Origin of the sequence: Proteiniphilum sp. (assembly GCF_034331125.1) — a bacterium.
Lineage (GTDB): Bacteria > Bacteroidota > Bacteroidia > Bacteroidales > Dysgonomonadaceae > Proteiniphilum > Proteiniphilum saccharofermentans.
Window position 1 is genome coordinate 32,181 of sequence record NZ_JAXQGC010000053.1, and the last position, 11,091, is coordinate 43,271.

Here is an 11,091-nt window from a genome sequence, read left to right on the forward strand (position 1 = left end):
AATACAAAAGTAATACGAAATAACCGTTTTGCGCAATGTCGACCAAAGAATTTATCAAAGAGCAGGTGGAAAAATTCAGTTCATCGTTTACCCCCGGGCAGTTTACAGAACTTTCCAGGACGGAAAACTCCCTTATCATACTGGAGGTTCCGTTGAAGGATTATACGCTGACGGAGATAGCAAGGATTGTAGAAAGTAATAATGCGCATATAACGGCTCTCAGCGTCATGCCAATTTCCGGAGGAGAGTTTCTATTGATCTCTTTAAAGCTCGACATCGATGATGTGACCGTGCTTTTAAGAAGTTTTGAACGATTTAATTATAATGTAGTTTATTATTTCATGAAAGAGGGAGAAGTGACCGACAAACAAAAGGAGCGGTTGGATGAACTAATGTACTATTTGAATATGTAATAAATAAGGTGGAAAAGTGGGAAGGTGATTTAAGTGAAAAATGAAAAGTGAAAAATGAAATTTTTTTGAGACTGCTAATTGGTAATTTGTAATTGATAATTAGTAATTCTCCTCTTTTAGTTTCCTGGTTCTAATTTCTAAAAATATAAAAGATGAAATTTGCTTTATTTGGGAGTATGTTCCCCGACAGGACTGCCAAAGCAGAAGAGCAGATATGTGGGGTATGTGAGGCTATTGGTCGAAACGGCGGTGAGTTGTGTTTACCTGTGAACTTTTTCTATAGCCTGCCTGCCCCTCTCCGCCAACGGATCGCTCCGCTCTGTACTCTTGAAGAAAAATTACCCCCTGTGGATATGGCTGTGAGTGTGGGCGGTGATGGTACTTTTTTGAGAACGGCCGGTACAGTAGGTGATTCGGGTATCCCTATTCTGGGTATCAATACGGGGCGTTTGGGATTTTTGGCAGCTATTAATTACGCCGATATGGAAGAGACATTACAGGAGGTGATGGAGGGGGCATATAAAGTAGAAGATCGTACATTACTGAAACTATCTACAGACGAATCCTTTCCCCCGGAACATTTTAATGTGCATGCTCTCAATGAAGTGGCTATCCTGAAACAGGATACTGCTTCTATGCTTTCGATCCATGCCTATATTAACAACGACTATCTGACATCTTATCAGGCTGACGGATTAGTGATATCGACGCCAACCGGATCCACTGCCTATTCTCTAAGTATCGGTGGTTCTATCTTATCACCCACCACTCCCAGTATTATCCTTTCAGCAATTGCTCCTCATAACCTGACTTCTAGATCGTTAGTCGTAGACGATAGCAGCATCATCTCATTGAAAGTGGAAAGTCGTAGCCATATGTTTCTTGTCTCAGTGGATGGCGAATCGCGTGTATTGGACGAATCGGTAAGTATCCAGGTGAGAAAGGATGATTACACGCTCCGTGTGGTGAAACGGATTGGCCATACCTTCTATGAAACGCTGCGAGACAAACTGATGTGGGGAGCAGATGTAAGGAAGCAACAAAAATGACGTACCATTTCCCGGTGCTGTCCTTCACCTTTCACCCCCCCCCCTCTTCATTATTAACGGCTCAAAGGCTCTAATTCTTCGTTATTAATTCTTCATTCTTCACTTTCCTCCTCTTCGGATATCTCTTCAATAAACTCTTCCACAGGCTTTTCTTCCTGGTAGGGCAGGTATTTGTCGAGCGCAAGAATGATCAGGTAGAAGAAGGACATAAAAACAAAAATCCCTATTAATCCTACGACGGCAATGAATAAAGCTGTTTGTATTGTCGGTGTCATAATCGTTGTTTTTAAGCGAGTAAAGGAACCAGTGTCAATATAATACCTCCTGCAACCACCGAACCTATCTGTCCACCCACGTTGGCGCTGATGGCCGGCATAAGCAGATAGTTATAAGGATCTTCCTTTTGTCCCATCTGATGGATCACACGGGCCGACATGGGAAATGCCGAAATACCGCAGGCGCCTATCATTGGGTTGATCTTGTTATCTTCCTTGCGGAACAGGTTCAGGAATTTTGCGAAGATCACACCGCCAAAAGTATCGAAGATAAAGGCGAAAAGCCCTAACGCAATAATGATGAGCGTATCCGTACGGATAAACCGGTCGGCAGTCATTGTGCTGGCGATGGTGATGCCGAGCAGTATGGTGACCAGGCTAGACAATTCATTCTGTGCTGACTGCGATAACTTGTTTAACACGCCACATTCACGGATCAGGTTACCAAACATCAGGAAGCCGATTAACGATAGGGAAGAGGGTGCGATAATACCTGCTGCAATGGTAATTACAATGGGGAAGGCGATAAGGGCTTTCTTCGATATCTTCTTGTTGTTGTGGGTGGCTGATGACATCCTGATGAGGCGTTCCTTACGGGAAGTCAGCAGCCGGATGACGGGCGGCTGTATAATGGGTACGAGCGCCATATAGGAGTAGGCTGCCACAGAGATAGGCCCCAGCAAATTAGGGGCGAAACGGGAAGCCACCACAATAGAGGTCGGTCCATCTGCCGCACCGATAATACCGATAGAAGCTGCCTCGCGGATATCATAGCCGAGCAGTGTGGCGAACATCATCGTGAGGAAGATGCCGAACTGTGCAGCAGCGCCGAACAATAAAAGGGAAGGGTTCCGGAATAACGGTGAGAAATCGATCATCGCCCCGATGGCAATAAAGATAAGCAGCGGGAAGATCTCGGTGGCAATACCGGCCTCGAAAAAGACGTTGAGGACACCTTCCACGGCTTGCCCCGTAGCCGGATCGATCTGCGTGAGCGCCGAGGAGAGGGGGATATTCACTAAGATAGCGCCAAATCCCATCGGCAGTAACAGTGTTGGTTCGTAATTCTTGGCAATGGCGAGATAAATCAGGGTAAGTCCCACGCCAATCATCACCAGATGTTGCCAGGTCATGCCGGCTATCGCCGGTAACAGTTCTTCTAAACCCATAAAAACATCAAATTTTATAATAATCGATCCGTATATATACCCTTTTTAAAAGAAGCGGGACTTCCGTCCCGTCTCTTATTATTATGAATAATCAACTATTAATAGAGGAATCCCAGTAGGATACCGGCAGCCACTGCCGAGCCGATCACACCGGCCACGTTGGGCCCCATGGCATGCATCAGCAGGTAGTTACTCGGATCATATTCCATACCAATATGTTGTGAGATACGGGCTGAATCGGGTACGGCTGAAACTCCGGAGTTTCCGATCAGCGGATTGATCTTCTTGTCTTTCGCTAAAAAGATATTCATGAATTTCACAAAGAATATCCCTGTGATAGTTGCCACTATGAAAGAAAGGGCGCCGATACCGAATACTTTTAACGATTCCCAGCGTATAAATGTCGTTGCTTGAGTGGAAGCACCTACGGTAAGTCCCAACAGAATGGTGATAGTATCAATCAGCGGTCCGCGTGCTGTTTCTGCAAGACGGCGGGTTACCCCTGATTCTTTCAACAGATTACCGAAGAAAAGCATCCCTAATAGCGCCAGGCCGGAGGGTACCAAAAATGCGGTAAGCAATAGTCCCATGATAGGGAACAAAATCTTCTCTGTTTGTGATACTACCCGTGGCGTTTTCATTTTGATAACCCGTTCTTTCTTCGTTGTAAGCATCCGCATAAAGGGAGGCTGTATCACAGGCACCAATGCCATATAGGAGTAGGCCGAGATGGCTATTGCTCCCAGGAGGTGAGGGGCCAGCTTGGACGAGAGGAATATGGCTGTGGGGCCATCTGCACCACCAATGATCCCGATTGCCCCCGCTTCGTTGGGTGCGAAACCCCACATGGTTGCGATGATGTATGCGGCAAAGATACCGAACTGGGCTGCTGCGCCGATCAAAATCAACTTGGGATTCGCTATCAAAGAAGAGAAATCTGTCATGGCTCCGATCCCGAGGAAGATCAACGGGGGATACCATCCTTGAACTACACCCTGATACAGGATATTGAATACCGACCCTTCTTCGTAAATCCCTATCTGCATATTGGCTGCTTCATTGAAAGGAATGTTCCCGATCAAGATACCGAAACCGATAGGGATTAACAGGAGAGGTTCAAATTCTTTCTTGATAGCCAGGTAGATAAAGAACAACCCCACGAGGATCATCACGAGATGGCCCGGTTCGGCATTGGCAAATCCGGTAAAGTTCCAGAATGTAGCTAAATTGTCTGCTATAGATAATAGACTGTTCATGTTATTTTCCGGGTTTTATTCAATGACAACAAGATCAGCTCCTTCAAGAACCGAATCTCCTTTTTGGATAAGAATCTCCGTTACTTTTCCATTTCCATTGGCAAGGATGTTGTTCTCCATCTTCATTGCCTCCAGGATCATCAGGGTTTGTCCTTTCTTTACCGTATCACCCACTTTGCAGCGTATATCCAGTATGACACCCGGGAGGGGAGATTGAATGGTGTTCTTGCCGGCAGGACCGGCAGGTTTTGTCACGAGATGGCTGGTCGAACTCTGCGGCACCGGTCCGGGGGGAACACTATGACGTTGTACGACAGCTTTCGGTTTTTTTGCCTTTGGTGTTATTTCAACCGTATAGGGTGTGCCGTTCACTTCAAGCTCCACCAATTCAGTGTCTGATTTGGTTACTACCACCCTGTAAGGGGCACCGTTGATTTTATAATTGAACTCTTTCATATGATTAAAATTAGTGAAAAGTGAAAAACTAAAAATGAAAAGTTTTGGATTTCCACCTGATCAATTAATTTATTAGTCTTAAATCTTAAATCTTGAATCTTGAATCTTAAATCTACTTAGGCAATCTTCTTAACGATTGAAGTTTGGAACTCCATGGAGAATAATTTCTTTTCACGTGCTGAATAGTGAGGATGGTAGATTCTATATCGTGCTGATCCTCTTTTAGCTCGTGAATAGTCGCTGAGATTGCAGCCAATACTTCTCCCGATAAATGGGTGTGACTTCTCACAGCCGAGAGAGAACCGCTTTTGGCCACCTTCCTTTGTGATATTCGCTGCGCTAAAATGCCTGTATAGTTGAAGATTAGATAGAGTATGAGTAATGCGGTGAATACCACGAACATAGAGGTGAGTGTCATGACTCCCCCCCACGGATCATCTTCCCGCAAGCTGACTATTTTGGGATTCTCTTCCAGAATAGCGTTGTTGCTGCTGGGGGTTACCCTTTCAAGAGGAGTCGCAAGAATATTACCTTCCTCATCATGTTTGACACCATCCTGCGGATAGCCATAGGTCTGATCAGCTAACATCCCGGCAGGAATCACGATCTCGTCCAGTAATGTTTTCCCGTCGTTGTCATAGAGTGCGATGTAATTCTCTTTCGTAGGGTCGAGTTTGAAACTCACGTGGAATGTCCCGTTAAAAGGATTATTGTCGGCCCAAAACAATGCATGTTGATGAGGTGGGATCCTGGTGAGGACATCCCCGCGGGGAATAGGATATTTCGTCGGATTATTGCGGTCGTTGGTGAGGTATCGACCTCCCAAATCCTGAGTGGCTGCTGTATTGTTGTATATTTCAATCCATCCGTTCCGTTTTCCGAAATCATCCATATAGCTGTCCTCATTGACAACCATAACCTCGTTGATGACCCATCTCGGATTCTTTTGTTTGGAACTACATCCGGAGAACAACAGCACTGCGGTGAAAAGAAATAATGTTATTGTATAATTTCTCATATTCAACTGCTTTTAAAGAGGTAGATTGTCGTGCTTCTTGGGCGGATTCTGCAATTTTTTTGTCTGCAGTTGTTGTAATGCACGAATGACACGGAAACGGGTGTTCCGCGGCTCAATTACATCGTCGATATATCCGTAACGTGCAGCTACATAGGGGTTCGTAAAAAGATCATTGTATTCTTTCTTCTTCTCCTCTTTTACTGCTGTCATCTTTTCAGGATCTTTCTCAGCTGCAATCTCCTTGCTGTAAAGCACTTCCACGGCCCCATCCGCTCCCATAACAGCAATTTCAGCCGTGGGCCATGCGTAGTTGATGTCACCACGGAGTTGTTTACAACTCATCACGATATGTGCTCCACCGTAAGATTTGCGTAACGTAACGGTTACTTTTGGCACAGTCGCTTCGCCATAAGCGTAGAGCAATTTAGCGCCGTGGGTGATCACTCCACCATATTCCTGTCCTGTTCCGGGAAGGAAACCGGGTACATCTACCAATGAAACGATAGGTATGTTGAAAGCGTCGCAGAAGCGGACAAAACGGGCTGCTTTACGCGAAGCATTGATATCGAGCACACCGGCAAGGAATTTAGGCTGGTTGGCTACAATCCCGACCGATTGACCGTTGAAACGGGCAAAACCTACAATGATGTTCTTTGCATAATCGGCATGTACTTCCAGGAATTCTCCCTTATCAATGATAGCACCAATCACTTCATACATATCATATGGTTTGTTGGGGCTGTCGGGGATAATATCGTTGAGTGCGTCATCCAGCCTGTCGATTGGATCATCGTTAGGCTGCAAAGGTGCTTCTTCCAGATTATTCTGCGGAATAAAGCTGAGCAGTTGACGGATCAGTTTCAATCCGTCCTCTTCGGTTTGTACCTGGAATTGGGAAACTCCTGATTTGGAAGAATGAACTGAAGCACCTCCCAGTTGTTCTTGAGTCACATCTTCACCCGTTACGGTTTTTACTACTTTCGGCCCGGTGAGGAACATATAAGAAGTTCCCTGGGTCATGATGATAAAGTCGGTAAGGGCAGGGGAGTAAACTGCACCTCCGGCACAAGGCCCGAAGATCCCTGAAATCTGGGGGATCACACCCGAAGCGAGGATGTTACGTTGGAATATCTCGGCATAACCTCCCAACGCATTGATACCTTCCTGGATGCGGGCACCTCCTGAGTCGTTAATACCGATAAGAGGAGCGCCCATTTTCAGTGCCTGGTCCATTACTTTACAAATCTTTTGTGCATGCATCTCTGACAGGGATCCTCCGGATACGGTGAAATCCTGTGCGAAAACATACACCAAACGTCCGTAAATGGTTCCATAACCTGTTACCACCCCGTCTCCCAGGAATTTGGTTTTTTCCATTCCGAAGTTGTGGCAACGATGTTCCACGAACATGTCGAATTCCTCAAAACTTCCTTCATCCAGAAGCATGTCGAGTCTTTCACGCGCGGTGTACTTTCCTTTGAGGTGTTGCGCTTCGATTCTTTTTTCGCCACCCCCTAAACGAGCTTTTTCACGCAGTTGGATAAGCTCTTTGACTTTTTCGAGTTGGTTGCTCATATAAAAATGTTTATTTAAAACGAAATAGGTTTTCGCCGTTTGATGTAAGAATTTTTCTAAATAATGTGGTTACCGGAGAAGAGAGTTTCCGGATTATTCGGGATGTTCGCATAGTTCGGTGAGAACGCCACCGGTAGATTTGGGATGTAAGAATGCAATACGCAACCCTTCGGCACCTCCACGTGCTTCCTTGTCTATTAACCGTACTCCTTTATTTTCCATCTCTTTTAAAGCCTCATTTACATTTTCAGTGGCATAGGCTATATGATGTATTCCTTCACCCCTTTTTTCAATAAATTTGGCAATAGTGCTTTCCTCATCGGTCGGTTCCAGCAATTCGATTTTGGTTTGTCCTACCATGAAAAATGCAGTTTTAACTTTTTGATCTTCTACTGTCTCAATGTTATAGCATTTTAGTCCTAAAATCCCTTCATAATAAGGGAGTTGCTCTTCAATACTTTTTACGGCTATCCCAATGTGCTCGATGTGTGTAATCTTCATATTATTATAATCTTATGATATTTCAGAGTTTGACTGCAAATGTACGTCTTTCAATCATAAAAAAGAATAAAAAACGCATATTTATTTTTGTAGGACAGAAAGAAAATAGTAATTATCAGATAGAGGAGATACGTAATACCTCCAACATTTCCCGGCTGATTTCCCTGTCTTTCTTTATCGCTCTTTTGAATGGAACATATACGATCTCATTTTCCCGGATACCGATCATCACGTTACGTTGATTTTCCATTAATGCCTGTATGGCTGCAACCCCCATACGGCTTGCAAGGATACGGTCCTGCGCGGTGGGCGAACCGCCGCGCTGCAGGTGTCCGAGTATGGAGACGCGGACATCGTATTGGGGATACTCTGTTTTTACCCGTTCCGCTAATTTGATGGCTCCGCCGGTCACTTCGCTTTCGGTGACAAGCACCATGCTGCTGTTTTTTGATTTTCGGAAACCCTGCTCAATGAGTTCTGCCAATTGGTCTTTTTCGATACTTATTTCCGGAATAATAGCTGCTTCGGCTCCCGAAGCAATGGCGCTGTTGAGCGCCAGGTAGCCACAGTTACGGCCCATCACCTCTATGAAGAACAGGCGCTCATGAGAAGTGGCTGTATCCCGTATTTTGTCCATCGACTGCATGATGGTGTTCAGCGCTGTATCGTATCCGATAGTTGTGTCGGTACCGTTCAGGTCATTGTCAATAGTGCCGGGGAGGCCTACTATGGGTATATTATATTCACTGGCAAAAATAGAGGCACCCGTGAGAGAGCCGTCGCCACCGATCACAACCAGCGCTTCGATACCATGCTTTTGCATGTTTTCATAAGCAATTCTGCGCCCTTCTTCGGTCAGGAATTCTAACGAACGGGCTGTTTTCAGCATGGTTCCTCCCTGTTGGATGATATTGCTTACACTGTTGGTCTTGAATTCCACAATCTCGTCAGAAATCAATCCCCTGTATCCCCTGTAAATCCCGTACACTTTCATGTTATTGAAGATCCCGGCACGTGTTACCGCACGAATGGCGGCATTCATGCCGGGTGCGTCTCCTCCGGAAGTGAGGACACCTACACTTTTTATATTAGAGTCCATAATTGAAATGTTAATCTTTGAAGATTTGGGTGTTATTTACCTGATCTTTTTGAATAATCCTTTTAAATAACGAAGCGCAAAGATAGATTTTTTTAATGATGCATACAAAAAAAAGCTGCTTAAAAAGCAGCTTTTTCGACTTGCATCTGGGGTTGTAGTTTTGCGATGTTTTGGGCTACAGCCTCCATTTGCCACATAGGCGTGGAAGTTGCCCCACAAATACCTATACTGATATCCTCTTTTATAAGGGATGGATCTATCTCATCCGGATGATGGATCAGGTATGAGTTGGGATTCTTTTTCTTACATTCTGCAAACAGGACTTTACCGTTGGAACTCTTCTCCCCGGCAATAAAGAAGATGAGGTCATGATTTTCCGCAAACTCCTGTATGTTGGGAACCCGGTTCGATACCTGACGGCAGATGGTGTCGTAGAATTCAAATTTAGCGTCGCCCTGCATACGGGATTTGATCAGTTCTCCTACTTCACGAAAACCTTCAAGCGATTTGGTCGTTTGAGAAAAGAGGCTGATGTCTTTTGTGAAGTCCAGTTTGTCTATCTCCTCTTTGCTCTCAATTACAATGGCCGATTCATCAGTCTGTCCGAGCAGTCCGTTCACCTCCGCATGTCCTTTTTTACCGAAAATAACAACCTGGGCATCGTCGCTTTCTGCATGTGTGTATTTTTTCTTGATCCGTTTTTGTAATCCCAGCACCACCGGGCAGGACGCATCAATAAGTTCTATGTTGTTCTGTTTGGCAATTTCGTAAGTGCTGGGCGGTTCGCCGTGTGCGCGAAGCAGTACCCGCACGTTCTTTAATTCCCTGAACTGCTCATGATTGATGGTGATTAACCCCATCTTTTCCAGACGTTCTACTTCTATGTTGTTGTGTACGATGTCACCCAGGCAATAGAGGGTGCCTCCTTTTTTCAGCTCCTCTTCCGCTCTGATAATAGCTTTCTCCACCCCGAAACAGCAACCGGACTGCCTGTCTATTTCAATTTTGCTCATTTTTTACTGTGATTCTGTTAAACATATCCAATGCCCATTGCAGTTGTCCCTCAATATCTACGTGCGTATTGTCGAGTTCAATTGCATCATCGGCTTTACGTAGCGGACTCTCGGCCCGCGTAGTGTCACGCAAGTCGCGTTCCTTTACATTCGCCAATATATCTTCATAAGCCGGTGGGTTGATCCCTTTGGCTTTCATCTCATCAAAACGCCGTTGTGCCCGTATTTCTGGTGGGGCGGTGACGAAGAGTTTTAATTCGGCATCCGGAAGAACAACCGTACCGATATCGCGGCCATCCATCACCACCCCCTTCTCTTTCCCCATCTCCTGCTGCTGGCGAACCAGTTCTTTCCGTACAAACCCGAGCGTGCTTACCCGGCTGGCACCGTTAGCCACTTCTAAAGTACGGATATCATCCTCCACATTTTCTCCGTTCAGGTAAGTATCCTGGCTGCCCTGTGCATTAGGAGCAAATGTTATCTTTATCTCTGAAACATGTTCGCGAAGGGCTTCTTCGTCCATCGTTGTTTCCGTGATCCACCCTTTCCTGATAGCGTACAGGGCAACAGCGCGATACATGGCTCCACTGTCGATATAGGTATAACCCAATTTTCTGGCCAGGTCTTTAGCCATTGTACTTTTGCCGCACGAGGAAAAACCGTCGATGGCAATATTAATCTTTTTTGCGTGCATATCCAAATGATCAATCTCTTTATCCGTTGTTTCCCTGCGATAACCTGCAATGGGTAAATATCCCGAATGAGATAAACAAAGTACAAAGATAGAATGTTTTTGCAAGAATATCTTTTAACAGAAATGGATATTTATCCCTGTTAAAATGTATGGATGATAATGTTAAAAGTCATCCAGGTTTTGTCTTGAAGTTTTATTTTTGTATCATTACGGTCGCTAATAAGTATATATTTCGTTGAAATAACACAATAAAAAAAGGAGAAGTTATGAAACGAGCGTGAACGCCATTACACCCAAGATGATGATTCTCGCGAATTGCCTCCGGCTAAAATTTCAGAAGAAATCGGCGATTTCGCTTCGCTCAATTGTCATACACCAAAATAAAAAAATAAAATAACCGTATGAAACCAATGTTCCAGGAGTTACCATTTCCCGTAGATAGTCATATACATTATTATATAGAAGACCTGCCTCATTTCATTGTTCCCTGGCATTATCATCCTGCTATTGAGATTATTTAGGGTCTGCTTATTAAATCCCAATCAGGCACACAATTTCATTTGTGGCCCGAGT

12 protein-coding genes and 1 pseudogene are annotated in these 11,091 nt (G+C 44.8%); 3 read left to right on the top strand and 10 right to left on the bottom strand.

The genetic code is table 11. From position 1 onward, the window contains the following. Nucleotides 1–35: 35 nt before the first annotated feature. Both U2P89_RS13070 and U2P89_RS13075 read left to right on the top strand, forming a co-directional pair. Nucleotides 36–413 carry a hypothetical protein gene (locus U2P89_RS13070; RefSeq protein WP_091908056.1) on the top strand — a complete coding sequence of 126 codons (378 nt, stop codon included), beginning with the start codon at nucleotides 36–38 and terminating at the stop codon, nucleotides 411–413. Between the two features lie 152 nt (nucleotides 414–565). After that, nucleotides 566–1,462, top strand: a complete 897-nt coding sequence (locus U2P89_RS13075; protein ID WP_091908055.1) for an NAD kinase — start codon at nucleotides 566–568, stop codon at nucleotides 1,460–1,462. Between the two features lie 92 nt (nucleotides 1,463–1,554). Here U2P89_RS13075 and U2P89_RS13080 read toward each other — a convergent pair whose 3' ends face one another. The 10 genes from U2P89_RS13080 to cmk all read right to left on the bottom strand — a co-directional run bounded on the left by U2P89_RS13080 (nucleotide 1,555) and on the right by cmk (nucleotide 10,518). After that, nucleotides 1,555–1,737, bottom strand: a complete 183-nt coding sequence (locus tag U2P89_RS13080; RefSeq protein WP_322191603.1) for a hypothetical protein — start codon at nucleotides 1,735–1,737, stop codon at nucleotides 1,555–1,557. A gap of 11 nt (nucleotides 1,738–1,748) precedes the next feature. Further along, the gene (locus tag U2P89_RS13085) at nucleotides 1,749–2,906 is read right to left on the bottom strand and encodes a sodium ion-translocating decarboxylase subunit beta (protein ID WP_322191604.1); all 1,158 of its coding nucleotides are present in this window, start codon (nucleotides 2,904–2,906) and stop codon (nucleotides 1,749–1,751) included. A gap of 98 nt (nucleotides 2,907–3,004) precedes the next feature. After that, nucleotides 3,005–4,162: a sodium ion-translocating decarboxylase subunit beta gene (locus U2P89_RS13090; protein ID WP_322191605.1), complete on the bottom strand. Its 1,158-nt coding sequence runs from the start codon at nucleotides 4,160–4,162 to the stop codon at nucleotides 3,005–3,007. Between the two features lie 15 nt (nucleotides 4,163–4,177). Further along, nucleotides 4,178–4,618: an acetyl-CoA carboxylase biotin carboxyl carrier protein gene (locus U2P89_RS13095; protein ID WP_313381621.1), complete on the bottom strand. Its 441-nt coding sequence runs from the start codon at nucleotides 4,616–4,618 to the stop codon at nucleotides 4,178–4,180. Nucleotides 4,619–4,730: 112 nt separating this feature from the next. Continuing rightward, nucleotides 4,731–5,636 carry an OadG family transporter subunit gene (locus tag U2P89_RS13100; RefSeq protein WP_322191606.1) on the bottom strand — a complete coding sequence of 302 codons (906 nt, stop codon included), beginning with the start codon at nucleotides 5,634–5,636 and terminating at the stop codon, nucleotides 4,731–4,733. 12 nt (nucleotides 5,637–5,648) lie between these two features. Continuing rightward, a complete protein-coding gene (locus tag U2P89_RS13105) occupies nucleotides 5,649–7,211 on the bottom strand; it encodes an acyl-CoA carboxylase subunit beta (RefSeq protein ID WP_313381619.1) in 1,563 nt (520 codons plus the stop codon). Nucleotides 7,212–7,304: 93 nt separating this feature from the next. Further along, complete coding sequence (mce, locus tag U2P89_RS13110; protein WP_313381618.1) at nucleotides 7,305–7,712, bottom strand: methylmalonyl-CoA epimerase; 408 nt, start codon at nucleotides 7,710–7,712, stop codon at nucleotides 7,305–7,307. Between the two features lie 115 nt (nucleotides 7,713–7,827). Continuing rightward, on the bottom strand, nucleotides 7,828–8,811 hold the full coding sequence (pfkA, locus tag U2P89_RS13115) for a 6-phosphofructokinase (protein WP_322191607.1): 984 nt from the start codon (nucleotides 8,809–8,811) through the stop codon (nucleotides 7,828–7,830). Nucleotides 8,812–8,930: 119 nt separating this feature from the next. Next, nucleotides 8,931–9,824, bottom strand: coding sequence for a 4-hydroxy-3-methylbut-2-enyl diphosphate reductase (locus tag U2P89_RS13120; RefSeq protein WP_322191608.1), 894 nt, complete (start codon nucleotides 9,822–9,824; stop codon nucleotides 8,931–8,933). Further along, complete coding sequence (cmk, locus tag U2P89_RS13125) at nucleotides 9,811–10,518, bottom strand: (d)CMP kinase (protein ID WP_076930856.1); 708 nt, start codon at nucleotides 10,516–10,518, stop codon at nucleotides 9,811–9,813. The genes U2P89_RS13120 and cmk overlap by 14 nt, the downstream gene beginning before the upstream one ends. Nucleotides 10,519–10,919: 401 nt before the next feature. On the opposite strand from cmk, the pseudogene U2P89_RS13130 reads away from it, so the two are divergent. Further along, a pseudogene (locus tag U2P89_RS13130) lies at nucleotides 10,920–11,036 on the top strand (AraC family transcriptional regulator); the annotation flags it as partial. Between the last annotated feature and the right edge of the window lie 55 nt (nucleotides 11,037–11,091).

Bases quoted from the DNA above. Each gene is read 5' to 3' on its own strand.
- U2P89_RS13070 (WP_091908056.1), top strand. From the start codon at position 36: ATGTCGACCAAAGAATTTATCAAAGAGCAGGTGGAAAAATTCAGTTCA.
- U2P89_RS13075 (WP_091908055.1), top strand. From the start codon at position 566: ATGAAATTTGCTTTATTTGGGAGTATGTTCCCCGACAGGACTGCCAAA.
- U2P89_RS13080 (WP_322191603.1), bottom strand. From the start codon at position 1,737: ATGACACCGACAATACAAACAGCTTTATTCATTGCCGTCGTAGGATTA.
- U2P89_RS13085 (WP_322191604.1), bottom strand. From the start codon at position 2,906: ATGGGTTTAGAAGAACTGTTACCGGCGATAGCCGGCATGACCTGGCAA.
- U2P89_RS13090 (WP_322191605.1), bottom strand. From the start codon at position 4,162: ATGAACAGTCTATTATCTATAGCAGACAATTTAGCTACATTCTGGAAC.
- U2P89_RS13095 (WP_313381621.1), bottom strand. From the start codon at position 4,618: ATGAAAGAGTTCAATTATAAAATCAACGGTGCCCCTTACAGGGTGGTA.
- U2P89_RS13100 (WP_322191606.1), bottom strand. From the start codon at position 5,636: ATGAGAAATTATACAATAACATTATTTCTTTTCACCGCAGTGCTGTTG.
- U2P89_RS13105 (WP_313381619.1), bottom strand. From the start codon at position 7,211: ATGAGCAACCAACTCGAAAAAGTCAAAGAGCTTATCCAACTGCGTGAA.
- mce (WP_313381618.1), bottom strand. From the start codon at position 7,712: ATGAAGATTACACACATCGAGCACATTGGGATAGCCGTAAAAAGTATT.
- pfkA (WP_322191607.1), bottom strand. From the start codon at position 8,811: ATGGACTCTAATATAAAAAGTGTAGGTGTCCTCACTTCCGGAGGAGAC.
- U2P89_RS13120 (WP_322191608.1), bottom strand. From the start codon at position 9,824: ATGAGCAAAATTGAAATAGACAGGCAGTCCGGTTGCTGTTTCGGGGTG.
- cmk (WP_076930856.1), bottom strand. From the start codon at position 10,518: ATGCACGCAAAAAAGATTAATATTGCCATCGACGGTTTTTCCTCGTGC.